The 23445-nt window shown below is 67.5% G+C and carries 19 protein-coding genes and 1 pseudogene; 11 read left to right on the plus strand and 9 right to left on the minus strand.

Annotated elements, in window-relative coordinates:
* Positions 1-168 precede the first annotated feature (168 nt).
* Positions 169-1521, plus strand: a complete 1353-nt coding sequence (locus tag AC5JJ2_RS10690) for an excinuclease ABC subunit UvrC (protein WP_495857972.1) — start codon at positions 169-171, stop codon at positions 1519-1521.
* A 39-nt stretch (positions 1522-1560) separates the two neighbouring features.
* On the opposite strand, the gene AC5JJ2_RS10695 is transcribed toward AC5JJ2_RS10690, so the two are convergent.
* The 5 genes and pseudogenes from AC5JJ2_RS10695 to AC5JJ2_RS10715 form a co-directional block, all read right to left on the minus strand.
* Positions 1561-3183: a formylmethanofuran dehydrogenase subunit A gene (locus AC5JJ2_RS10695; RefSeq protein ID WP_495857973.1), complete on the minus strand. Its 1623-nt coding sequence runs from the start codon at positions 3181-3183 to the stop codon at positions 1561-1563.
* 142 nt (positions 3184-3325) lie between these two features.
* Positions 3326-4297: pseudogene (locus AC5JJ2_RS10700) on the minus strand (formylmethanofuran dehydrogenase subunit B); the annotation flags it as partial.
* Between the two features lie 12 nt (positions 4298-4309).
* Positions 4310-4657, minus strand: coding sequence for a hypothetical protein (locus AC5JJ2_RS10705; RefSeq protein ID WP_495857974.1), 348 nt, complete (start codon positions 4655-4657; stop codon positions 4310-4312).
* Between the two features lie 219 nt (positions 4658-4876).
* Complete coding sequence (locus AC5JJ2_RS10710) at positions 4877-5026, minus strand: hypothetical protein (RefSeq protein WP_495857975.1); 150 nt, start codon at positions 5024-5026, stop codon at positions 4877-4879.
* A 19-nt stretch (positions 5027-5045) separates the two neighbouring features.
* Positions 5046-5381: a molybdopterin dinucleotide binding domain-containing protein gene (locus AC5JJ2_RS10715; RefSeq protein ID WP_495857976.1), complete on the minus strand. Its 336-nt coding sequence runs from the start codon at positions 5379-5381 to the stop codon at positions 5046-5048.
* A 191-nt stretch (positions 5382-5572) separates the two neighbouring features.
* On the opposite strand from AC5JJ2_RS10715, the gene fhcD reads away from it, so the two are divergent.
* The 4 genes from fhcD (at position 5573) to AC5JJ2_RS10735 (ending at position 11483) form a co-directional block, all read left to right on the plus strand.
* The gene (gene fhcD, locus AC5JJ2_RS10720) at positions 5573-6466 is read left to right on the plus strand and encodes a formylmethanofuran--tetrahydromethanopterin N-formyltransferase (protein ID WP_495857977.1); all 894 of its coding nucleotides are present in this window, start codon (positions 5573-5575) and stop codon (positions 6464-6466) included.
* A gap of 54 nt (positions 6467-6520) precedes the next feature.
* On the plus strand, positions 6521-7375 hold the full coding sequence (locus AC5JJ2_RS10725) for an alpha/beta hydrolase (RefSeq protein WP_495857978.1): 855 nt from the start codon (positions 6521-6523) through the stop codon (positions 7373-7375).
* A 339-nt stretch (positions 7376-7714) separates the two neighbouring features.
* Complete coding sequence (locus AC5JJ2_RS10730) at positions 7715-10699, plus strand: SdrD B-like domain-containing protein (RefSeq protein ID WP_495857979.1); 2985 nt, start codon at positions 7715-7717, stop codon at positions 10697-10699.
* Positions 10700-10757: 58 nt separating this feature from the next.
* The gene (locus AC5JJ2_RS10735) at positions 10758-11483 is read left to right on the plus strand and encodes a hypothetical protein (protein WP_495857980.1); all 726 of its coding nucleotides are present in this window, start codon (positions 10758-10760) and stop codon (positions 11481-11483) included.
* 298 nt (positions 11484-11781) lie between these two features.
* On the opposite strand, the gene AC5JJ2_RS10740 is transcribed toward AC5JJ2_RS10735, so the two are convergent.
* Positions 11782-12978, minus strand: a complete 1197-nt coding sequence (locus tag AC5JJ2_RS10740; protein ID WP_495857981.1) for a nucleoside/nucleotide kinase family protein — start codon at positions 12976-12978, stop codon at positions 11782-11784.
* A gap of 179 nt (positions 12979-13157) precedes the next feature.
* Positions 13158-14015: a PEP-CTERM sorting domain-containing protein gene (locus tag AC5JJ2_RS10745; protein WP_495857982.1), complete on the minus strand. Its 858-nt coding sequence runs from the start codon at positions 14013-14015 to the stop codon at positions 13158-13160.
* A gap of 884 nt (positions 14016-14899) precedes the next feature.
* On the opposite strand from AC5JJ2_RS10745, the gene AC5JJ2_RS10750 reads away from it, so the two are divergent.
* The 4 genes from AC5JJ2_RS10750 to AC5JJ2_RS10765 all read left to right on the plus strand — a co-directional run bounded on the left by AC5JJ2_RS10750 (position 14900) and on the right by AC5JJ2_RS10765 (position 19025).
* Complete coding sequence (locus tag AC5JJ2_RS10750; protein ID WP_495857983.1) at positions 14900-16021, plus strand: LacI family DNA-binding transcriptional regulator; 1122 nt, start codon at positions 14900-14902, stop codon at positions 16019-16021.
* 38 nt (positions 16022-16059) lie between these two features.
* Complete coding sequence (locus AC5JJ2_RS10755; protein ID WP_495857984.1) at positions 16060-17181, plus strand: TIGR03364 family FAD-dependent oxidoreductase; 1122 nt, start codon at positions 16060-16062, stop codon at positions 17179-17181.
* A 315-nt stretch (positions 17182-17496) separates the two neighbouring features.
* Complete coding sequence (locus AC5JJ2_RS10760; RefSeq protein ID WP_495857985.1) at positions 17497-18147, plus strand: SCO family protein; 651 nt, start codon at positions 17497-17499, stop codon at positions 18145-18147.
* A 65-nt stretch (positions 18148-18212) separates the two neighbouring features.
* The gene (locus AC5JJ2_RS10765; protein ID WP_495857986.1) at positions 18213-19025 is read left to right on the plus strand and encodes a tetratricopeptide repeat protein; all 813 of its coding nucleotides are present in this window, start codon (positions 18213-18215) and stop codon (positions 19023-19025) included.
* 6 nt (positions 19026-19031) lie between these two features.
* Here AC5JJ2_RS10765 and AC5JJ2_RS10770 read toward each other — a convergent pair whose 3' ends face one another.
* Positions 19032-19922 carry a hypothetical protein gene (locus tag AC5JJ2_RS10770; RefSeq protein WP_495857987.1) on the minus strand — a complete coding sequence of 297 codons (891 nt, stop codon included), beginning with the start codon at positions 19920-19922 and terminating at the stop codon, positions 19032-19034.
* 116 nt (positions 19923-20038) lie between these two features.
* Between AC5JJ2_RS10770 and AC5JJ2_RS10775 the strand changes: the two genes are divergently transcribed.
* Together AC5JJ2_RS10775 and AC5JJ2_RS10780 are read left to right on the plus strand one after the other, a co-directional pair.
* Positions 20039-21421 carry a DUF1501 domain-containing protein gene (locus AC5JJ2_RS10775; RefSeq protein ID WP_495857988.1) on the plus strand — a complete coding sequence of 461 codons (1383 nt, stop codon included), beginning with the start codon at positions 20039-20041 and terminating at the stop codon, positions 21419-21421.
* A gap of 153 nt (positions 21422-21574) precedes the next feature.
* Positions 21575-22789: a serine hydrolase domain-containing protein gene (locus AC5JJ2_RS10780; protein WP_495857989.1), complete on the plus strand. Its 1215-nt coding sequence runs from the start codon at positions 21575-21577 to the stop codon at positions 22787-22789.
* A gap of 139 nt (positions 22790-22928) precedes the next feature.
* Here AC5JJ2_RS10780 and AC5JJ2_RS10785 read toward each other — a convergent pair whose 3' ends face one another.
* Positions 22929-23114 carry a hypothetical protein gene (locus AC5JJ2_RS10785; protein WP_495857990.1) on the minus strand — a complete coding sequence of 62 codons (186 nt, stop codon included), beginning with the start codon at positions 23112-23114 and terminating at the stop codon, positions 22929-22931.
* Between the last annotated feature and the right edge of the window lie 331 nt (positions 23115-23445).

The following is a 23445-nucleotide window of genomic DNA, read 5'->3' on the forward strand; positions in this document are numbered from 1 at the left end:
CGCACACCACCGGCACGCTTACGCCGTGCCGTTCGCCTTGCTGCGGCAACGTGTACGTCCGTGGGTGTCGCACCACGCCACACACCGGCACGCTTACGCCGTGCCGTTCGCCGGTCGTCGCGTCTACAATACATTTGCCCACCGCTCGCCGTCGTCAGGACGACCGCAATGCAGAACGACATCGACGCCCCGCCGCCGCTCTCCTTCCAGACGCCGGACGCCCGGCCGACCGCCGCGGAGAAGGTCCGCACGTTCCCGCAGACGCCCGGCGTCTACCTCATGAAGGACGAAAACGGGAACGTCATCTACGTCGGCAAGGCCAAGAATCTCCGCAGCCGGGCGGGGAGCTACTTCCTCAAGGAAGCGGCGGAGAACCTCCGCACCGCCGAACTCGTCAAACACATCCGCGACATCGACTTCATCCTGACGGAAACGGAAGTCGATGCCCTGCTGAAAGAGAACCGGCTCATCAAGGACATCCGCCCGAAGTTCAACAAGGACTTGAAGGACGGCAAGTCGTACCCGTACCTGCAAATCCGCGTGCGGGAGGAGTACCCCCGTGTCGAGATCACCCGCACCCCACGGCGACGGGGGGTGCGGCTGTACGGGCCGTTCACGAGCGTGAAGTCGCTGAAGGCGGCCGTCAACGTGCTCCAGCGGGTGTTGCAGTTCCGCACCTGCACGCTGCCGATCCAGTCGAGCGAGGACCGGTGGCGGTGGTTCCGGCCGTGCCTCTTGCACAGCATCCGGCAGTGCACCGCCCCGTGCGGGTTCCGCGTTAGCCGGGACGACTACCGCAAGCAGATCAAGAAGCTCATCCTCATCCTGGAAGGGAAGAAGGGGAAGCTCGTCCGCCGGATGGAGCGGGACATGAAGGCCGCGAGCGCGGCGTTGCAGTTCGAGAAGGCCGGCCGCATCCGGGACGAGATCGCGGCGCTGGAGAAGCTCGACCTCCGCGGCGACGCCCGGAACGACGATCAGCCCGAAGTCTTCCCGCTCGACCCGAAGAAGGGGCTACTCGGCCTGCGGAAGGTGCTCGGCCTGTCGAAGACGCCGCGGTCGATCGAGGGGTTCGACATCGCGCACCTGAGCGGGCAGGACACGGTGGCGTCGCTCGTGTCGTTCCTGGACGGCCTGCCGTTCAAGGACTACTACCGGCGGTTCAAGATCAAGACGGTGGAGGGCGTGGACGACTTCGCGTCGATGCGGGAGGTGATCTTCCGCCGGTTCAAGCGGCTGCACGACGAGGACAGCGTCTTCCCCGACATCGTCCTCATCGACGGCGGCAAGGGGCAGCTGAACGCGGCGCTGGATGCGTTCCGCGCCCTCGGCATCGAGCCGCCGACGCTGATTTCGCTGGCGAAGCAGGAGGAGGAAATCTTCCGCCCCGGCGAGTCGGCGTCGATCCGGCTGAGCCGGCACTCGGCGGCGCTGCGGCTGTTACAGTACGTGCGGGACGAGGCCCACCGGTTCGCGCAGCACTACCACCACACGCTGCGGAAGAAGAAGCTGACGGAATAGGGCGAAAGCCCAGGCACGGCCGTGCCTGGGCTTTCGCCCTTACACCTCCGTCACCACCGGGTGCGGGATGCGGCTCATCTCGACGGGATAATTCTCGAACGACATCGAGTACTGCTGCTGGAACAGCGGCTTGAGGTACGCCTCGATCGCCGGGTCGTAGCTCGGCCTCGTCACGAACCCGTGCCCCTCGACGGTCGTGCGGATGTCGCCCTCCTCCACCACGACCTCGCCGGCCTTGATGACGTACCGCGGGTGGGCGAACATCTTCGCGATGTCCTTGCTCCGGTTGTAGATCGCCACGTCCGCGTCCGCCCCGACGCCCAGGTGTCCCTTCTGCGGCAGGCCCAATGTCCTCGCCGGGCCGGCGCTCGTGATGATCGCGATCTCGCTCAGCGTGTACTCCCGCGTCAGGTCGGCGAGGCACGTCCGCGCCTTCGCCTTCTCCGGCAGCTTCGCGAACTCCTCCTTGCGGAACGTCGCGTCCATCAGCAGTTGCAGGATTTCGGGATATCGCCAGAAGCTCGCCCCGTTCGGGTGGTCGGTCGTCAGCGACACCCGCCACGGGTCGTCGATGAGCAACAGCAACTCCAGCCCGGCCGCCCACTGCACGGCGTTGACGATGTTCTTCTCCCGGTAGACGTAGGGCACGACGCCGCAGCCGGTTTCGTTCTCGACGTCGATGTTGCCCCACTTCTTGCCGGTGAGCTGGTACAGCAGGTACTGCCACGGCCCGTCGGCGGACAGCGTGACCGTGTTGCCGAACAGCACCGCCCCGGCGTCGGTCGTCAGGTTCTTGTGCGCGTTGAAGTAGTCCGCGATGACGGGGGCCTCCGAGCGGATCGACTCCCAGTCGTCGCCGCCGTAGGCGTGGTACTGGAGGTGGGCCATGTGCGCCCGGTGGCTCTCGAGCGTCTTCATCGTCTCCAGCGTGGTCGAGACGTTCCCCGGCGCGCCGAGGTTGTTGCAGTGCAGGTGAACGGGGTGCGGGATGTTTAACTCGTCCACGATGCGGGCCATGCTCGACACGATCTTGCCCGCGGTCAGCTTCTTGTACCCCTCGACCACATCGCTCAGCTGCTTCGCGTCCTTGCCCCACTTCCACGCGGCGACGCCGCCGGGGTTGACGCACTTCACGCCGTACCCCTTCGCCGCCCACAGGTACCACGCGACGACTTGCTTCGCCCGCTCGAACTCGTCGTTCTCCAACAGGTCCAGGACGACCTCGTTGTTCCCCATCAAGACGCAGCACGCCTTGTCCACGATCGGCGTGTCGTGCAGCTCCTCGTGCGTGTGCTTGGCGCTCAGCACCGGCACGGCCGCCTCGTTCACCGTCGTCCAGCCCATGCCGGCGTACAGGTAGCCGGTCGCGTAGGTGGTCGGCGTCGTCCCGCCGACGCCGGCCCGCCGCGTCGCCGACCGGAGGATCGGCACGGCCCGCCGGTGCTCCTCCGGGATCATGGAGCGGGCGAAGTTGAGCGCCGCCCCGGCGACGTGCGTGTGGACGTCCACCCCGCCGGGGAAGACGACCATCCCGGTGGCGTCGATGGTCCGCCCGCCCTCGCCGGCCGCGACGACCTTCCCGCCGTCGAGGACGATGTCCTTGACGACGCCGTCGATCCCGTTCGCCGGGTCGTAGACCGTCCCGCCCTTGATCCGCAGCATGGGCACTCCAAAAAAACCGATTTCACCGCGGAGGGCACGTGAGGGCACATGAGGAAAACCAAGAGAGATTTCAAAGACCGGGTTTTGAACTCTCTTTTGTTTTCTCTCGTGCCCTCATGTGCCCTCTGCGGTGAAAATTCTTCTAAGCCATCGCCATCAGCGCGTCGGTCGTCGGGTACCACGCCGGCTTCGCCCGGACGGCGGCGACGATCCGCCGCAGCACGTCCTCGTCCGTCGGGTACGGGGACACCAGCGGCGGGCGGAGCGGCATCGGCACCTCGTCCATCCGGTACGCCGTGCCGGGGGCGCTGATGCCGGTCGCGGCCGTCGTGATGTGGACCCTCGCCAAGCGGCTCGTGTGCGTCACCTTCGGGTCGAGGACGATCGTGTTCGTCCGCGCCAGGTGGTCGATCGCCGGCTGCGGCATCGTCGCGCCGGGGTCGGCCCCGATGATGATCGTCGCGTCGTTGTCGCCGCGGACCAGCACGTCCACCGTCGAGAACTCGCCGGGGTTGTTCCGCGGGTAGCCGCGGCTCAGGTTCACCGCGAACGGGTAGCCGGTCGTGTACCGGATGACCACGTCCGCCCCGGTCACGTTCCCGTGGCCCCGCATCGGCATCGTCACGAACTTCGTGAACGCGTTCAGCTCCGCCGCCAGCGTCATCGCGGCGGCGGAGTTCATGTGTTTACCTCGCGTCATCGACAGGCCCATGCCGAAGAACAGCACGCCGAACTTCGCCTTCTTCATCCGGTCCGCGAGGTCGCGGAGCTGTTCCATCGACAGCCCCGTCTCGGCGACGGACGACTCATCGACGCGGTGGCCCTTCACGATGGCGCGGAGGGCGGTCAGCACCTCGAAGTCCTTGCCCGGCCGGACCTGGAGGAAGATGTCGGCGGCCTTGGAACTCGGCGTCTCGCGGATGTCCACGAGGACCATGGTGCGGTCCTTGCGGCCGTTCGGGACGTGCTTGCCCTTCGGCATGAGCGCGTACTTCGTGAAGTGCCGCGGGTGGCACTCGGCCGGGTTGCCGCCCCAGTAGATGATGAGGTCGGCCCGGTTGCGGACTTCGCCCAAGGTACAAGATGCTTTCCCGCCCAACTGGGCGGCGATCTCGGTGGGGCCGTGTCACAACGACGTGTGGCTGTCGATGATGCCGCCGGTCATCTCGGCCAGCGACACGGCCTGCCGGGTGGCCTCGCACGTCGTGTTGCTGAGGCCGTACACCAGCGGCATGTGCGCGTCGTACAGGTAGTTCGCGGCGACCTCGATGGCTTCTTCGACGGTGGCTTCCTGGCCGTCGATGAGGGCGTCCGGGTAGTCCCGCTCGGCGGTGTGGTTGAGGAACCACGACTTGCCGAGGACGCACGCGGCCTTCGTCTCGACGATCCGCGTCTCGTTCGAGTGCAGCTCGATGTCGTCGCAGACGCACCCGCAGAAGGTGCAGGTCGCGTTCTTGGTGACGGTCAGTTCCATGAGGGCCTCATAGTAGTAGGCACACTCCGTGTGCCGTTTGCTGCGGGGTCGCAACAACGTCGTGCCGCTCGCCGCGGCATAGTAGTAGGCACACTCCGTGTGCCGTCTGCTACGGGGCGCAGCGGCTCGGACGAACTCTCCGGGCGCATGAACGAGACGGCACGCGGAGTGTGCCTACTACTTTGTGTCGCCGTCCGAACCGGACGGCTTCACAAACGTTCACCCCAGCTCGCGGCCGACGCAGCTGCCGCGGATGCGGCGGGGCATGTACCGCCCCTCCGCGATCTCTTCCCACGGCTTCACGTCGGCCGGCGGTTGCGCCGGCGTCGGGTCGAGGTCCGGGCCGTCCGGGTTCGGTTTCGCGTTCATATGGTCCTCCGCTTCGCGGTTAAATCAGTTCCAGGTCGATCTCCCACCCCTTCGACTGCGGCATCCCCGTGCCGTCGGTGTCGCCGCCCATGAGCTTGCACGTCGGCGGGCCGTAGGGCACGAACGCCATCCCGCGGGGCACGTTCCCATCTTTGCAGACGAACTCCGCTTCGCCGTGGTCGGTTCGGACGAGGACCTTGCTGCCGCTGGGGATGTTCCGCTCCTTCAGGTCGTCGGCGTGGACGGTCAGTGTCGTCGTCATGGTGCGGTAGTCGTCGTGGTCCTTGCCGATGTTGACTTGCTGCCCCTGCTTGCTGGTGCGGATCGGGAACAGGAGCAATCGCGGCAACGGCATGTCGGCGCACCGGGGACGAGTTTTCAAGGTGGGACAGTGGCAGGTTTATAAAATGTCGGCACACCCGACCACGGACTTCATTCCAGAATGGCCCGCCGATGACCGAGCTATATAGCCGCCGGTTTACCGGCGGGGTTTTCCGAACGCCGAAACCCCGCCGGTAAACCGGCGGCTATATTGGAACCCGCCGCGTGCGAATCAACAACGTCCCCATCGAAGACACGTTCGCCGAAGCTTTCCCCATCACCGGAACCCGGCTCGTCGTCACGGCCGAGGAGACGGCCTGGGCGCACACCGCCGGGCAGGTCGCCACCGGCTACGCCGCGTCCGTCATCGGCTGCGACGTGGAGGCCGGCGTCGAGCGCGAACTGTCGCCGGATGAAACGCCCGACGGCCGGCCGGGGGTCGCGCTGCTGTTCTTCGCGTTCAGCCGCGACGCACTTCAGAAGGCGCTCATCAACCGCGTGGCCCAATGCATCCTGACGTGCCCGACGACGGCGTGCTACAGCGGCCTCGTCGGCGACGCGGGGAAGAACATCAAGATCGGCGGGGCGCTGCGGTTCTTCGGCGACGGCTGGCAGGTCAGCAAGCGGCTCGACGGGCTGCGGTACTGGCGCATCCCGACGATGGACGGCGAGTTCCTCTGCCAGGACGTGTTCGGCACGGTGAAGGGCGTCGCCGGCGGGAACTTCCTCATCCTCGGCACGACTCAGAAGGCCGCCCTCGTCGCGGCGGCGGCGGCGGTGGCGGCGATCAAGCAGGTGCGGAACGTCATCATGCCGTTCCCCGGCGGGATCGTGCGGGCCGGGAGCAAGGTCGGCAGCAAGTACAAGGCGCTGAAGGCGAGCACGAACGACGCCTACTGCCCGACCTTGCGGGGAAGCGTGCCGACGAAGCTGCCGGACGGCGCGAACGCCGTGTACGAGATCGTCATCGACGGGTTGGACCTTGCGAGCGTCGAGACGGCGATGAAGGTCGGCGTCGAGGCGGCGTGTCGGCCGGGCGTCGTCGGCATCACCGCCGGGAACTACGGCGGCACGCTCGGGCCGTTCCACATCTACCTGCACGGCAAGAAACCCGCGTGACCGGCCGGGTCCGGGGTGGTATGCTCGCCGAATCCCCCCCATCCCGGAGCCGCCATGAAGCACCTCCCCCTCCTCGTCGTCCTCGCGGCCGCCGCCCCGGCGGCGGCGCAAGACGTGAAGCGCGACATCCCCTACGCCGAGAAGCCGCACGAGCGGCAGGTCCTCGACGTGTACGCCCCGGCCGGCGCGAAGAACCTCCCCGTCGTGTTCTGGATTCACGGCGGCGGGTGGCAGGTCGGCGACAAGAAGGAAGTGCAGCTCAAGCCGCAGGCGTTCACCGAGAAGGGGTTCGTGTTCGTCGCGACGAACTACCGGCTGCTGCCGCACGTCGAGATGGGCGAGCTGATCCGCGACGTGGCGAAGGCCGTCGGCTGGACGCACAAGCACGTCGCCGGGCACGGCGGCGACCCGGCCAAGCTCTTCATCATGGGCCACTCGGCGGGGGCGCAACTGGCGGCGATCCTGTGTACGGACGACCGCTACCTGAAGGCCGAGGGCGTGCCGCTGACGGCGGTGAAGGGGTGCGTGCCGGTGGACGGCGACACCTACGACATCCCGGCGATCATCGCGACGGCCGAGGCCCGGTGGGCGGCGCACGGGCTGCCGCGGGCGAAGTTCGGCCACCGGGAGAAGTTCGGCAACGACCCGGCCAAGCACAAGGACTTCTCGGCCGTCACGCACGTCGCGAAGGGCAAGAACATCCCGCCGTTCCTGATCCTGTACGTGGCGGACCACCCGGACGTGAGCGCGCAGGCGCAACGGCTGAACCGGGCGCTGAAGGAGGCGGACGTGCCGGTGGCGCTGTACGGCGGGCGGGACACGACGCACGGCCGGATCAACGCCGACCTCGGCAAGCCGGACGACCCCGGGACGAAGGCGGTGTTCGAGTTCGTGGGGAAGCACAAGTAGGGTAGGCATCGCCCAGCCGTGGCGGTGGCGGTGGACGAGTGGTGAAAAACGCCGGGGAAACGCCCACACCGCCACCGCCGCCACCGCCACGGGTGGCCCCGTGGCGGAATCGCCACCTGGGTTGACGCGACGGTTATAATGTCCTTTTGTACACACTCCCGGCCGGCGTCGCATTTTCTGCCCGGTCCCGAATTCCAACACTCTGGCAAAATTTCATCAAACGGTGGTGGCAGCACGTTGTTCGGCTTGTTACGGTGTTGATGGTTGTGAGACGCACTTCAAGGGGAATGGCATGTTCGCCCGCCGCAAAGACCTTCGCAAGAGGCCGATTGCCACCCGTTGAAGCTGACGCAACTGGAGCCGCGGGACGTGCCGGCCCTGTGGTCGCTGCAACTGCTCTCGCCCTCGGCCGGCGACCCCGGCGACACGGCCGCGACGCACTCCGGCGGGTTGACGCTCAGCACGACGACCATCGAGGCCCCGAACCCCGTAGACGCGGTCATGATGGCGCTCAGCGGGACGGTTCACGCCACCGTTCCCGGCGCGGCGTACAGCTACCCGTTCCCGAGCTCGGCGTACAGCCCGTATCAGGACGGGAACACGGTCGTGGTGCGGTTCGAGGACTTCGCGGCGGCCGCGCCGGGGCAGTGCGACTGGGACTACAACGACCGGTCGTGGACCGTCGCCGTCGAGTTGGTCAACCCCGGCCCGCCGGTCCCGCCGTCGCCCCCTACCACGCCGCCGACGGTCCCTCCGACCAGCCCGCCCACGTCGCCCCCGACGAGTCCACCGCCGTCGCCCCCGACCTCCCCGCCGACCAGCCCGCCGCCGACGAGTCCTCCGGTCGGGACGATCAGCGTGACGACGACGAACGGGGTCGAGGGGTCCCAGGCCGGGACGTTCACGATCATCCGGACCGGCGACCTGAGCCAGCCGGTGACGGTCACGTTCACCCTCGGCGGCACGGCCGTGCCGGGCGAGGACTACACGCAGGTCGCGTGGGCGGTGACGTTCGAGGCGGGCCAGGCGGAAGCCGACGTCATCATCCAGAACTGGGACGACGGGGTGGCGGACGGGGACGAGACGGTGCTGCTGACGCTCGACCCGGTGGAGGGGTACGAGATCCCGGCCGTGCCGACGGAGTCGATCCTGATCGCCGAGCCGATCCCCGGCGTGCCGCCGACCATCCCGGTCCCACCCCCGCCGCCGCCGCCCCCACCTCCTCCGCCCCCGCCCCCGCCCCCGCCGGGTTCGGTCGGGGACTACGTGTGGTTGGACGCCAACCAGAACAACACGCAAGACGAGGGCGAATCGGGCGTTCCCGGCGTGACCGTCAACCTGTACGCCTCGCCGGCCGGCTACCTCGGCGAGTTGCTGCAAACCGTGGTCACCGACGCCGCGGGACACTACGAGTTCTCGGGCGTCGAGGTCGGCGCGTTCCACCGCATCGAGTTCGTGAACCCGGACCCGTCCGTGTTCGAGTTCGTGTACCAATACGCGGGTACGACGAAGCTGAACGACAGCGACGCGATCTACGTCGAACCCGAGAGCGGGCTGTACGGGTTCACACACGACTTCGTGCTCCAAGCCGGTGAGACGGACATGACGATCGACGCGGGGTTGAAGACGAATGCGACCCTCGGCGACGCTTACGTTTCGGGCCGCGTATGGGAAGACCAGAATCAGGACGGCATTCAAGACTACGGCGAACCGGGTATCCCGGACGATACCGTGAAGCTCGTCCGGCCCAACGGTGAGGTCGTGCGGACGACAAGTACGAACGAGAACGGCGACTACTCCTTCGCATTCGTCCCATCGGGCGAGTACGCAGTGCAATTCGCCGTGCCGGATGGGAAACCCTTTACCGATTTCAGCCCGCCTGATGTCGGATCGGACGACGCGATCGACAGTGATGTCATCATGGCCGACGGCCGGACAGCCGTGTTCGCGCTCAACCCACAGGGCAATAAGAAACAAGACGGAGGTAAGTTCGACGAAACCAAGCCGATAGTCATCTTGGTCAATGTGTCCGGCCAACAAGTCGGGAAGGAAGGGCTGCGAGTTGCCAAATGGAGTGGCGCGTTTTCGGGCGTTAAGAAGGTGGACGCGAACGGAAATCCTGTGCTAAAGAACGGCCAAGAGCAATGGGATCCCGTGATGCGGGGACTCGACCCCGGCACGAACCACGACTTCATCGACCGCGACCCGGACCGGTTCAACGTCTACGTGTACGACTCCACGTCCTGGAACGCGGGGGTCGCGATGATCGAGGTGGACCTCTCGACCGAGAACGTCCAGGAGTTCAAGGAATACAACGATGCCCCGACCACCATCCGTCTCGTCCGCTACACGAATGCATACAACCAGAAAACGGGTTGGTACTGGTCGGACTCGCAACTGCTGACGGCCGCATACGGCGGAAAGACCCCCAACGGCACGTTCCTGGGTTTTTTTGACGACACCTACACGGCAGAACAGGTAGGAAAAGACGAGGCCGGGCCGAGTGCGACCCAAACGTACCAGAAGAACGGGTACACGTTCGCCCTGCAGGATAGAACGCACGGGATTGCCCTGGGCGGCGACGTGGTCGTGACCTACAAGAAAGGCGCGCAGACCGCAACGACTCGCGGTAAGGCAGCGGTGAAGAAAGTGGTTGACGTAAACGTGGTTCTCGCCACCCCGAGACCTGCCGGGTACATCGACCTCGACTATGACAATTGGGTGCGGTCGGCCCACCAACTCTACGCCCAGGTCGGCATCCGGCTGAATTTCCCAGCCAAGCCGAGAGAACTGCCGGCCCCCAACAACGTGACGCTGGGCAACGGGATCGACTTCCCAGACCGAGAATACCAGAACCCAACAGACACAACCTACTGGATGACGCAGGAGCAGAAAAACTTGCTTGACGGGACGAACTACCGCCAGGCCAAAAAGATCACCGTTGTGATCGGTTCGTATTTCGTCAACAGTATGGGCACGGTTGGTGACACATTGGCCCAATCTTTCACCCTGGCCGGCGTGCCACAGGCCCAATACGCGGACAGCATAATTGTTGCCGGAAATAAGGCCGGTGCTGATATGTACGTCCTAGCCCACGAGATCGGCCACGTACTGCTCAACGACCGCTACCATCCTGGGGGCGAAAGCAATCCAGGCTGGGCGGACAAACTTAACCTGATGGTTTCTGGAAACTTTGCGAAACGGCTGTCTGACTTCGGTGGTGATCGTAACTTGGGAGTTCTCGAATCCCGGCGGTTTACGAAAGAACAAGAAGAACAGATGTGGGCGCTGCGGGACAAGGTTGTGATTTTCGACCCGCAGTAGGATTTGGGGGATTTTCACGCCACGCTCGGCTGCACATAGCCTGTGGCACGGGTCTCACATGAAGATGCCATCCAAGTGTTTTTGCACCCTGTTGATTGTTGCCACATTAATCGGTGGGCTTGTGGCACTGCTTGTGCGATCCGGTGAGCAGGTACATCCAATCCAGCAAGCGGACGTGAAACAGTTCCAGCGCGTGGGCGGCAGTTTGGATGTCCCAGGACCACCGGTTGACCGGCGGCGGTTGGGGGGCTGGACGCCGAGCAGCGAACTGCCCCAGTCGGAGATTGAAGACTCGATCCGCGGTTTGCTGAATCGGACCGAGTTCTGGGAGCCGTGGGACGAAGTGTTCGCTGACTACGGCGAGCGGGCTCTGCCGCTGCTGGAGCGGATCGCCGCCGACCCGACCACTGGCTCAATCCGGTTTGGCAACCTGATGGGCTCCAGACTGGTGGTCAAGCGCCACCCGCACCGGTTCATGCCGTACGCGATCAAGCGGGCCGCCGACGGTGACGTCCGCATCCAGCATACGGTCTTCTTCTTCCTCGCCCGGCAGGACGTGGACCCGTCGGTCCTCCCGCTCTTGGTCAGTGGGTTGTACAGCGAGGACTACATCGTGGTCTACAAGGTCGCCGAGGCAATCGCGGACAAATTCGGCACGCGAAACGAACTGGTCGTGTTCGACCTATGGTTGCAACAGCATCGGGACAAGCCGGACCCGGCCAAGACGTTCGAGGCGGTCATGGCCGCCCGCAACCGACTCGCAGATCGTCTGGACCGCAAGTAATGCGTCGGCATTCAAAAATGAGTCATGAATTGCGGCATTAATGACCCGACGCGCTTTCATCGCAACCCACACAGCCCCGCGATTCGTAAAAACTTCACTACCACTGGGTTCGCACTCTGGTGCCGCGCCCGGCATCGCCTCGGCCCGTTCCGGGGCCGGTGGCTCGGGGGCCTCGTACCCCTCCACGCAGATCGGCGACGGCGTCCGCGGCCCGGGCACCCACGCCCGCTTGCCGGGGCGAAACGACCGCGACCTTCGATGCCCGGCCTTGCGATGCCCGGCCCCACGGGGTCCGCCGTCAGTGCCCGCGGCGGATGTCGGACGGCGGGTAGCGGACCTCGACGCGGTACACCTTCTTCACCCGGCACTTGATCTCCCACGTGTCCGGGTCGATCCGCTCCGGGACCTCCAACTTGTGCAGGTCCACCGTCGCGTGGAACCCCCGCTCGGAGAACACGTCGATCATCATCCGCAGCGCCAGCGGGTCGTCCAACAGCGGCTCCTCCAGGTTGATCTGCGCGTGCCCGGACATGGCGTGCGCCCGCACGATCGGGATCATCTTCGCGTCGATCAGGCCGACCACCGTGCGGAACAGGTCCGCGTTCCCCGTGTGGTACTGCTCCAGCCGCTTCACCAGGTCCTGCCGGGCGTGCAGGGCCAGTTGCGTCGCCACCGGGATCGTCTGGATCAGGTCGAACACGCCGGGGCTGAGCTCCAGCGAACTCTGATACGTGAACTCGCGGACGATGTTCGCCTGCACCGCCGGCAGGTCGCCGGCCGCGTCGATGAAGTGGAAGTGGAAGATCTTCCGCAGAGATTGCAGGGCGTCGAACGTCGTGTCCTTGAACGCCTTGTACCGCTTCCGGCACAGCACCGGGTCGAGGTCCGTCACCCGCTCCTCCAGCAACTCGCCGATGCCGGACTCGCGGACCTGGCGGTTGTGCTCGCGGATCTCGCGGCCCCGCTTCAGTTGCCGCTCGACGCTCACGTCCTCCGTCACGAACAAGAGCGCGATGCGGAACATCGGCTTGCCGTCGCCGTCGGCCGTGCCCGCGGCGGGGTCGAGGAGCTTGTGGTAGAACAGCTTCAGGAATTCGACCTGCACCTTCGTCCGCGGGAACCCGTCCACGATCACGCCGTCGCGGTACTGCGGGTCGAGCAGTTCTTCGAGCAGTAACCCGATCACCTCGCGGTCGCCGACCATCTGCCCGGCGTTCTTCAGCGCCGTCGCCTGGGGCGTGGTGAGCAGGTTGCTGATGACGACCGGCGGGGCGGTGATGTCGCGGGCGGTGGCGATGAACGGCGTGTTCGTCCCCTTCCCGGCCCCCGGCGCGCCGCCGAGCCAGATGAACTCCTGCGGGAACGCGAGTTGCCCGCCGTGCCGGGCCTTGAGGTCGGCCCAGACCGCCGGGAAGATGAGCTGCGCGTCCTTGATTTCCAGGTCGGCGTGCGACGTCGGCGGGCGGCCCGGCGGCGGGGGTTGGAGTTCGCTCACGGCCACTCCTGGCGGAAGGGTGAAAACGGCGAACGCGATCCGCCGCGGGGTGCGGGTTCGATTTTAGGGTATTTCCTCCACCGAGGCACCGGCGGCGTCCGACCGGTGGCCGGAAACGCGGCCGGCCGCCGGGGTCTTTCGATCCCCGGCGGCCGGCGCGGTGCGAGACGCGTCTCGACTTAGGCTGCCGTCGCCCGGTTGCGGAGCGTCCGGCGGATTTGCGAGAGGCCGACGCACGCCATGCCGATGCCGAGCATCAGCACGGACGGCGGGGCCGGGACGGGGTTGGTCGAAGACCCCCGGAGGACCGCCCACTCCTCGATCCCGTCGTTCGTCCCGGACCCGCCCGGCGGCGTCCCGAAGTGTGAGTACAGGATCACGTTGTTGGTCGGCCCGGTGAACGAACTGTCCCGCACGTACAGGAACATGTCGCCCGACCCGCTCCCGGCGTTGAGGGAGTAGTCGAGCTTGATCTCGTGGGACGACGAATTGATCGTGGCGTTGTTGAGCCGGAAGACTTCGGTGGCCCCGGCGAACGAGATCACCGCATTCGCCGAGACCGTCGCCGCGCTCAACCCCGTGTGAAGCATGTCGGTATTGGCCTGGAAGATCTGAATCTGGTTGAGCGAGAGGGTCGGGTTGGCCGTGGTCTGGTTGATGTCTAGGAGGAACTGCCGATAGGCGACGCCCGAGATCGTCACCACCGGAATGTCCGCCAACGAGATGGCGTGCGTAAAGCTGCCGAACTTTGTGTCGAGGGGCGAGTTGCCTTGATTCGTCGGAATACTCGTGTTGTACCCCTGCTCCGTATCGTTGTTTCCTTGAGCTTGAACCCGTACGAAGGCGTCGATGACCCCCGTGCCGGTCGATTGGTCGGGAACTTGTTGGACGATGAACTGGCCGCCGATGGCCCCGGAGTGGTTGTCGAGGATGTTGTTCGCGCCGGCCGTCGTCAGGTCGATGAAGGCGGCGCGGGCGTCGGCCGTGAACCCCAAGAACATCGCGATCGCGATTGCAAACATGATGCGGCGCATCATGGTAGACCTCCTGATTCGGACCCGTCCCGGATCGAGTCACTGACTCGGGAGACGAGTTCCTTGTTGTGGGTAATGCGTGACAGGAACGGCATAGGTCCGCTAGCACGGGGCCGGCGTGACCGAAATCATTCACGCCACCCGCGGGGGTCTGAAGAGGTAGGAGGTTGCCGGGACGGCATCGCAGTCGTCGGTCGCCGGGAGCGGACCGCCCGCCGAGGGCGGGAGGGGGAGGACAAAGGCCGTCCACGTGCCGACCACTTGCACCGCGTTCGGCCCGCCGCCGGTCGAGGCGGGAGCGCCCGCGGAGCCGTTCGACATGTGTTGGACCGGCAGACGGTCGGTCGGTCGGTCGTCGTCGCGGATCGGTTCCGCGGCATCCGTCGGGCGGCCGACAGTATCGTCGAGGGAGACCGAGCCGGTTCGTTCCGCCCGCGGTTGGTAACCCGCGTCGGCGCGAGCGGCGAACGCACCGATCATCGAAACGATCAGCACCGTTCGGGCAACGGTAAATGAGGGCGAGCCGAGCACGATTGAGTACCGGTTGGGGAAGGCCCGGCTGTCCGGTTTCCGTACACGCCGCGAAGTTCACGAACGAGGTGAAGCCGTCGCGTGTAAGGAAAAACCGAAAAGCCGAACCTGATCCGACTCAATTTTTCTCTAACACTCGTTAGTAAAGCCAGATTATGAACGAACGACAAGGGAAATCTACTGCGACGCATGGACATTAATAAATTTGTAATGAATTTGAAACGACCTGCTTCCTCCGGTTGACGGCATAGGTGGCGGACTCCGGCGGGGGTGTAGTCGCTGGACGCGAGACGGGTCATCGAACACAATGAGGCTGTCGTGCTACACGACCCCTCTCGTTGTTCGCCCGGGCCGACATGAGTAACGTTCACCCCCTCCCGAAGTACCAGCGGGTCGCGGACGCCATCGAGGGCGAGATCCGCGGCGGCAAGTGGGACGGCGGCAAGATGCCGAGCGTCCGCGAGGTGGCGTCCGCCCACCGGGTGTCGATCGTCACGGCGTCGCGGGCCATCCAGGTCATCCGCGACAAGGGGCTGATCCGGACCGTCGAGCGGGCCGGCACGTTCCGGATGCCGGCCCCGACCGCGGACACGTTCGCCCTCATGATCCGCGTCACCCACGGCGTCCTCGCCGGGGAAGTGTTCAGCGCCGTCCGGCACGGGTTCGAGCGGTTCGCCCGCCGCAGCCCGATGCACCTCGTCAGCGACGCGTTCCAGCTGGCCGCCGGGATGACGCCGGCCGACGCGACGGCCGCGGCCGGGGCGGCCGTCGCCAGCGGCATCGACGGCGTCTTCCTGTTGCCGTCCCGCGCCAGCGCGGCCGAGGCCGCCCTGGAGGCGACGTTCCTGGACGGCTGCCGCGCCGCCGGGCTGCCGGTCGTGCTGATCGAGCGGAACCTCCGCGGCCGGGACGAGCTGGAGCACGACCTCGTCGCGCTGGACGACGTGGGCGTCACGGCCGCGTGTACGCGGCACCTGATCGCGCTGGGCCGCAAGCGGATCGGCATCGCCGTCGCGTCGCCGACGAGCAGCCACCGGCACCGCGTCGCCGGCTACCTGCTCGGGCTTCAGGCGGCCCGGAAGCGGGCGGGCGACCTGCCGCCGGTCGTGCTCCACACGCCGGAGGAGCACCCGACGCCGCGGGTCGGCGAGTTCCTGGCGGACGAGGTCGTCGCCAAGCAGCTCGACGCGATCGTCTGCTACCACGACTACATCGCCCTGAGCGTCATGGTGGAACTCCTCCGCCGCGGCCGGCGGGTCCCGGCCGACGTGGCGATCATCGGGTTCGAGAACCTCCAGGCGGCGTCCGTGGCCGCCCTCGGGCTGACGACGTGCGAGTACCCCGGCGAGGCGATGGCCGAGCACGCCGTCCGGCTGTTGCACGAGCGGCGGGCGGCCCCGGACCGGCCGCCGGTCACGGTCGTCGTGCCGACGCGGCTCATCGTCCGCGGCAGCACCGACCCGACCGCCGGCCGATGACGGCGCGCGACACACTGTAACAGACGCGGGTGGCGAACATGGACCGACGGGTGGACGTGGCGGTCGTCGGCGGCGGGATCGTCGGCCTGGCGTTCGCCTGGGAGGCGGCCCGGCGGGGGAAGGCTGTCGCCGTGTTCGAGCGGTCGCCGCGGGCGGCCGGGGCGTCGGTCCGGAACTTCGGCATGGTCTGGCCGGTCGGCCAGCCGCCCGGCGAGCTGCACGACACGGCGCTGCGGAGCCGGCGGCGGTGGCTGGACCTGCGGGACGCGGCCGACATCTGGGTGGGCGAGTGCGGCTCCCTGCACGCCGTCCACGCGGCCGACGAGTGGCGGGTACTGCAAGAGTTCGCGGCGGTCTCGGCCGCCCCGTGCGAACTCCTGTCCGCCGCCTCGACGGTCGAACGGTTCCCGGCGGTGAACCCGGCCGGGCTACACGGCGCGCTGTACAGCCCGACCGAACTGGCCGTCGATCCGCGGCAGGCGATCGACCGGCTCGCCCTCTGGCTCGCGGAACGGCACGGCGTCGATGTCCTGTTCCGCACCGCCGTCGTCGGCATCGACATGCCGCGGGTGCGGACCGCGGCCGGCGACACGTGGACGGCCGACCGCGTCCTCGTCTGCTCCGGGGCGGACTTCGAGACGCTCTTTCCGAAGGAGTTCGCCGCGACCCCGCTGCGGCGGTGCAAGTTGCAGATGATGCGGACCGCGCCGCAGCCGAACGGGTGGCGGCTCGGCCCGCACCTGGCCGGCGGGCTGACGCTCGGCCACTACCCGGCGTTCGAGGCGTGCCCGTCGCTGCCGGCGGTGAAGGCGCGGTTCGCCGCCGAGTACCCGGAGTACGGCCGGTTCGGCATCCACGTCATGGCGGCGCAGAACCACCTCGGCGAGGTCGTGATCGGCGACTCGCACGAGTACGACGACGAGATCGCGCCGTTCGCCAGCGACCGGATCGACGAGTTGATCCTGGCGTACCTCCGCAAGATGCTCGTGCTGCCGGACGCCCGGATCGCGGCCCGGTGGAGCGGCGTCTACGCGAAGCACCCGACGCGGCCCCTCTTCACGCTCGAACCGCAGCCCGGCTGCCACGTCGTCGCGAGTCCCGGCGGCGCGGGCATGACGCTCTCGTTCGGCTTCGCCGAGGCGTGGTGGGACCGGAATTAATTCGCCCCGAACGACGACCCCCCGCCGATCTCACCGACCCGGTTTTCACCCCGAAGGGGTGGGAGATGTCAGCCCAGGGCAAGGGCCGCAGGCCCGCCGCCCTGGGTGGGGACCCCAACCACCCCGCAGGCTGAAAGCCTGCGACAAGGCGGTCCCAGACACGCACGTGTCCCCGCACCCCCGCGCCCAGGGCGTCGCCCTGGGCTGAGCGCTCCCAGGCTTTCAGCCTGAAAACCGCGCGACGAGATGCCCGTGTCCCTGTCCGCGGCGGCCGTATCATTTGGGTATCCGCCGTCGTTCTTCGGACCCGCCGCCGTGTCGAAACCCCGCCTCATCCTGATCCTGCTACTGACCGTGACCGCCAGCGCCGCCGGCGGGTTCCTCGCGAACGCGCTCCGCGCCCGGAAGCAACCGGACCCCGTTCCGGCCGTGGACACGAAGCTCGCGCCCGTGCCGCCGTTCAAGCTCACGGAACGCGGCGGCCGGACCGTCACGAACGATGACTTGAAGGGGAAGGTCTGGGTCGCGTCGTTCGTGTTCACCCGCTGCACCGGGCCGTGCCCGGCGGTCGCGGCCACGCTCGCGCGGTTGCAGGGCGAACTCGCGGACGTGCCGGAGCTGCGGCTCGTCACGTTCACCATCGACCCGGACCGCGACACGCCGGACGAGCTGAAGAAGTACGCCGACCACTTCCGCGCCGACAAGGACCGGTGGCTGTTCCTCACCGGGCCGGAAAAGGAGATTCACGCCCTCGCGAACGACGGGTTCCTGCTGCTCGCGAAGCGGCACGCCGACGGCAAGCCGGGCGAGGAGTTCGACCATTCCTCCCGCATCGTGCTGGTGGACAAGGCCGGCGTCATCCGCAACTACTTCAACGGCGTCGCCGACCGCACCGGCGGCCCGGACGGGTACGAGGACGGGCTGAAGCAGTTGAGCGCCCGGGTGAGAAAGTTGGCGAAAGAGTAACCGCCGGCTTCCCGGCGGCGCATCGTGTTCTACGCTTCGGCGTCTCGCCCCCGCCGGAGTCGGTCATGTCGCTCAGCGAACTGGTCTGCGACCTCAGCCTGGACCGCCTGCGGCGGTTCACCCCCGCGAAGTACACGAGCCTCGACCCGCACGACCTGCACGTCCTCGCCGATTCCGGCAAGGACGCGGAGGCGATGTTCGAGGTCGCGCACCGGTGCGAGACCGGCACGGACACGGCCCGCAACCTGCCGCTGGCGGCCACGTGGTACGAGCGGGCGGCCGGCCACGGCCAGGCGTGCGCCGCGTTCAACCTCGGCCTGATGCTGTGCGAGGGGCCGGCCGCGTTGCGGGACGAGGTGCGGGCGGCGAAGTGGGTCCACTACGCGGCCGAGCGGGGCTTCCCGGAGGCGGCGTTCGCCCTCGGCACGTTCTTCCACACCGGCCGCGGGGTGACGAAGAACCACCACGAGGCGATCCACTGGTACCGCGTGGCGACGAAGCAGGGCTACCGCCCCGCGAAGCTGAACCTGGGGTCGCTGTTGGTCGCCGGCGAGAACGTGAAGCCGAACCACCTGGACGCGGCGCAGCTATTCCGCGAACTGGCGAAGTCCGACCACCCCGGCGGCATGGCGAACTTCGGCCTGATGCACGACCGCGGCTGGGGCGTGCCGGAGAATCCGGGGCTGGCGGTGAAGTGGTACCTGGAGGCGGCGGAGCACGCCGTCCCGCAGGCGATGTACCACCTGGGGAAGCTCCACCTCGACGGCCGCGGCGTGGCGCAGGACGCGGCGACGGCGATCGACTGGCTGAACCGTGCCGCGGAGGCCGGGTCCGAGGACGCCGCGTCGGCGCTCGGCGAGATGCTGGTGGTGGAGTGAGGGGCGCTACGCCCGGTCCAGCTCGGCGCGGAATTCGTCGATGCCCGCACAGACGGAAGCCGTGTGAAGGAGTGCCTTTAGCCGGGTCAAGTCGGTCAACTCGTTCACCCGATTCACTACGCTCGCCGGGAGAGGGCCGAAGCGGGCATCAAGCACGGACAACAAGTATTCCCGCGACACGCGCAGACTTATTTCCGCTTCGGCCTTCGCAGTGGCCTTCGCCGTAGCTTCTTCGATTTCCCATTCAATCAGTGGAAACTGGACCATTCCCTTTCCTCCACGAAAGCGGTTCAGGAGCATTCGGTCGAACACCAGACTCGCCAGGATCAGCGTCACACTTTGAAGGCTGTCACGCGCCGTTGCATCGTCCACGACCGCGATCCGGTCCCAGCAGACGTTCAGCAATTCTTCGGGCTCCCGCGCCGTCCGCGTCAACGGCAACCACGGGACCAACCCCACGTCGTTGAATTGTAACAGGTCGTCGTCGGAAAGGTCCCACAACCGCACGACCGGCCACGTCCCCGTCAGCCGCGTCGAGCCGCGCGGGCTGGCCCGCTCGACGCCGCCCGCCAGTTGAACGTTGCCCTTCGGCCGCAGCACGAGGGACACGACCTCCGGGATCACCCGCCGCTCCAGCGCGGTCAGTATTAGGTCGTCGAACACCTGCCGGTCCGCACCCCGGTCCGGGTACGTCTCGATCTCGATTAACACCAGCGTCGGCTTGTCGTTGCCCGCGAACTGGACTTCCAACAGCCCGTCCGGCAGCCGCCGCGGGGCGATGGTTTCCGACGCCACCGTCCGCCAGGACGTGAACCCGGTCAGCCCGGCGAGCTTCAGAATCGAGTCGCCGTGGTTCGCGATGAGCCACTTCGCACTCCGGTCCTTGTCCTGGCGCATGGGCGGCTCGCGGGGGCGGTTTCCATCCGAAGTGTACCATCGAACACCCGCCGGGTGAAACGATAGCTTTTCCCGGCCGGTTCGGGTATGCTCACACCATCCCGCCGGGCCTCCCCATGCTGAACCTCGGCCAGCAGACGCAACGCACCTGCCGCACGCTCGACCGCCGGGCGTTCGTCCAGGTCGGCGCGTCGTCCGTCCTCGGCCTGTCGCTCGCCGACCTGCTCCGCGGCCGCGAGTCCGGCCTCACGCCCGGCTCGGCGAAGGCCGTCATCCTCGTCTGGCTGTGGGGCGGGCCGAGCCAGCTCGACACGTTCGACCCGAAGCCGAACGCCCCGCTCGAATTCCGCGGGCCGTTCGCCACCATCCCGACCCGCATCCCCGGCGTCCGGTTCACCGAACTGTTCCCGAAGCTCGCCGCCGTGTCCGACAAGCTCACCGTCCTCCGCACGCTCGCCACGCAGTCCAACGACCACGGCATCGCCGGGACCATCGGCCTCACGGGCAGTCCGGCCGGGGGAACGGGGTTGGACGGCAAGCCGCTCGCCGGGTCGCCGCGGCCGGCCGTCGGGTCCATCGTCGCGAAGGGGATGGCCGCCCGCGGCGGCAACCTGCCGTCGCCGTTCCTCGTCGTCGGCGGGAAGCTGCACCAGGGGAAGAAGCCGATCATCGGCGAGGGCGGCGGCCCCCTCGGGCCGGGGTACGACCCGTTCCGCCTCGAGTACGACCCGGTCCGCGGCACGAAGGTTCCCGCGCTGGAGCTGCCGAAAGACCTCACGCCGGAGCGCCTGACGGACCGGCAGAAGTTGATGGAGTCGCTCGCCGCGACGGAGCGGAAGGCGGACGCGGTCCTCGCCACCGCGCGGCTGGCCGACTACCGGGCGCGGGCGCTGGCGATGCTCACGTCCGCCAAGTCGCACGGCATGTTCGACCTGTCGAAGGAGTCGCCGCAGGCGGTGAACGCCTACGGCCGGACTCGGTTCGGCCAGTCGTGCCTGCTCGCCCGGCGGCTCGTCGAGGGCGGCGTGCCGTTCGTGCAGGTGAACTGGAGCGACCACGTCGAGGCCGAGGAGGACGCCGGGGACGGCGGGTGGGACCACCACTACCGCAACTTCCAAATCATGCAGGACCGCCACGCCATGTGGCTCGACCAGTCGCTGTCCGCGCTGATCCGCGACCTCGCGGACCGCGGGCTGCTGGCGTCCACCCTCGTCCTCGCGGTCGGCGAGTTCGGCCGCGATCCGAAGGTGAACGACAAGGCCGGCCGCGAGCACTGGCCGGGCTGCTACTCGGCTCTGCTCGCCGGCGGCGGGGTGGCCGGCGGGCACGTCGTCGGCACGAGCGACGCGAAGGCGGCGAAGCCGGCCGACACGCCGGTGACGCCCGGCGACCTGTGCGCGACCGTCCACCACGCCGTCGGCATGACGAGCGAGCACATCACCGGCATGGGCCTGACGCCGTCCGGCCGCGTGATCGAGGAACTGTTCGTGCGGAAGTAGGCCGACTTCCGAAGTCCGGCTTCGACTTCGGAAGTCGATCCCGCGCAGGGACATTTCTCCCCAGCCCGTGGGTGCTGGTTCCGCTCGACTTCCGAAGTCGAAACCGGACTTCGGAAGTCAGGTCTCACTTCCCCCCTTCGGCCGGGCCGTCCCATGCGCGACACCCTCTCGATGCTCGTGACGGTCGGCGTCGGGCTGTACGTCCTCTTCCTCCTGCTGCCGATCCTCCTCGGCGTCGTCCAGTGGTTCCGCCTCCTCTTCGTCAAAGACCCGGCCGGCGAACCGATGAAGGCCGAGCCGCGAACGGGCGACCTCGCGGACGTGCTCGAACCGGTCCGCCGCAAGTTCAAGGTTCCCGCCCTCGCCGCGGCCCTCGTCCGCGACGGCAACCTCGCGGCCGTCGGCGCGGTCGGCGTCCGCAAGGTCGGCAGCCCGGAACGGGTGACGCCCGACGATCGCTTCCACCTCGGCTCCTGCGGCAAGGCGATGACCGCCACCGTCTGCGCCCGGCTCGTCGAGCAGGGGAAGCTGCGGTGGAACAGCACCGTCGCGGAGGTCTTCCCCGACCTCGCCGAGAAGATCGACGCGGACTTCCGCCCGGCGACGCTCGAACACCTCCTCACGCACCGGGCCGGCATCTCGGAAGGGGTCGCGTTCAACACGACGACCTGGCCGAAGATTTGGGAGCTGACCGGGCCGCTCGACGAGCAACGGCGGCAAGTGATCGAGTTGGTCCTGCGGGACAAGCCGGCCGCGCCGCTCGGCACGGCCTACGAGTACTCGAACTGCGGGTACGCCATCGCCGGCGCGATGTGCGAGCGGGTCGCCGGGCGGCCGTGGGAAGAGTTGATGCGCGAGCTGCTGTTCGACCCGCTCGGCATGGCCACCGCCGGGTTCGGCCCGCCGGGGACGATGGGAACCGTCGATCAGCCGTGGGGCCACCGGTTCGGGTTCTTCACCGGGAAGTGGACGCCGATGCCGCCGGAGCCGAAGTCCGACAACCCGGCCGCCATCGGCCCGGCCGGCCGCATCCACTGCACGCTCGCGGACTGGGCGGCGTTCGCGGCGCTCCACCTGCGGGCTTACGGCGGCGACCCGCTGATTCGCGCGGACACGGTCCGGCTGTTGCACAGCCCGACGCTCGGCGGCGACTACGCCTTCGGGTGGACGGTGCAAGAGCGGGACTGGGCGGGCGGGAAGGTGCTGACCCACACGGGCAGCAACACGATGTGGTACGCCGTGGTCTGGCTGGCCCCGGCCCGGAACTTCGCCGTGCTGGCCGCGACGAACCTCGGCACGCAGGCGGCGTTCAGCGCCTGCGACGCGGCCGTGTCGAAGCTGATCGAGATCGCGGGGAAGGATTCGTAGGGCGGGTCAAGGCTTTGCGCCGACCCGCCGGGGGGACCCAACCACAGGGAAGATACGTCGAACCGGCCGGGATCGTTGCGGCGGGTCGGCGCAAAGCCTTGACCCGCCCTACAAGAAGGCCGGAACGTGGGACCGACGGTTACTTCGCGTCGTTGCCGAACAGGTCGCTGATGACGCGGCGGAGGATTTGGCCGGTCGTCATCCCCCGGCGGTTGGCGGCGGCCTCCAGGGCCTGGGCCTGCCACCGCGGCAGCAGCAGCGGGAGTTCGACCACTTCCATGTCGGACCGAGCGGCGTCGCTCACCTTCGGGGCGGTCGCGTGCATCGGCGGAGTCATCGTAACTGCGGTCATAGGACACGAATGGGTCAGCGGGTCGTGCGAGTGGTTAGGGGTGTTGTCCGGGTGCATCCGAGGGCCGGGGCGAAGCCATCTTATGCTATGGGAGATTGTGTGAGGAACAACTAAAAGACTAGAGGCAAACAGGATGCCAGCCCAAAGGATTTACCCGCCCGTTCGAGCGCGAACCGGCCCGGACGGGGGCCGGCCGCGGCGGACCGCCCACCGCGTCCGTGAGGAGTGGTCGAGAATTCGGCACATATTTGAGGAAAATTTCCGCTTTCCATCATTTCCACCCTTGCCGCTGGTGGGTTTCCCC

Source organism: Limnoglobus sp. (assembly GCF_059499385.1).

Bases quoted from the DNA above. Each gene is read 5' to 3' on its own strand.
- AC5JJ2_RS10735 (WP_495857980.1), top strand. From the start codon at position 10,758: ATGAAGATGCCATCCAAGTGTTTTTGCACCCTGTTGATTGTTGCCACA.
- AC5JJ2_RS10745 (WP_495857982.1), bottom strand. From the start codon at position 14,015: ATGATGCGCCGCATCATGTTTGCAATCGCGATCGCGATGTTCTTGGGG.
- AC5JJ2_RS10780 (WP_495857989.1), top strand. From the start codon at position 21,575: ATGCGCGACACCCTCTCGATGCTCGTGACGGTCGGCGTCGGGCTGTAC.
- AC5JJ2_RS10770 (WP_495857987.1), bottom strand. From the start codon at position 19,922: ATGCGCCAGGACAAGGACCGGAGTGCGAAGTGGCTCATCGCGAACCAC.
- AC5JJ2_RS10755 (WP_495857984.1), top strand. From the start codon at position 16,060: ATGGACCGACGGGTGGACGTGGCGGTCGTCGGCGGCGGGATCGTCGGC.
- AC5JJ2_RS10690 (WP_495857972.1), top strand. From the start codon at position 169: ATGCAGAACGACATCGACGCCCCGCCGCCGCTCTCCTTCCAGACGCCG.
- AC5JJ2_RS10715 (WP_495857976.1), bottom strand. From the start codon at position 5,381: ATGCCGTTGCCGCGATTGCTCCTGTTCCCGATCCGCACCAGCAAGCAG.
- AC5JJ2_RS10725 (WP_495857978.1), top strand. From the start codon at position 6,521: ATGAAGCACCTCCCCCTCCTCGTCGTCCTCGCGGCCGCCGCCCCGGCG.
- AC5JJ2_RS10775 (WP_495857988.1), top strand. From the start codon at position 20,039: ATGCTGAACCTCGGCCAGCAGACGCAACGCACCTGCCGCACGCTCGAC.
- AC5JJ2_RS10705 (WP_495857974.1), bottom strand. From the start codon at position 4,657: ATGGAACTGACCGTCACCAAGAACGCGACCTGCACCTTCTGCGGGTGC.
- AC5JJ2_RS10695 (WP_495857973.1), bottom strand. From the start codon at position 3,183: ATGCTGCGGATCAAGGGCGGGACGGTCTACGACCCGGCGAACGGGATC.
- AC5JJ2_RS10710 (WP_495857975.1), bottom strand. From the start codon at position 5,026: ATGAACGCGAAACCGAACCCGGACGGCCCGGACCTCGACCCGACGCCG.
- AC5JJ2_RS10750 (WP_495857983.1), top strand. From the start codon at position 14,900: ATGAGTAACGTTCACCCCCTCCCGAAGTACCAGCGGGTCGCGGACGCC.
- AC5JJ2_RS10765 (WP_495857986.1), top strand. From the start codon at position 18,213: ATGTCGCTCAGCGAACTGGTCTGCGACCTCAGCCTGGACCGCCTGCGG.
- AC5JJ2_RS10785 (WP_495857990.1), bottom strand. From the start codon at position 23,114: ATGCACGCGACCGCCCCGAAGGTGAGCGACGCCGCTCGGTCCGACATG.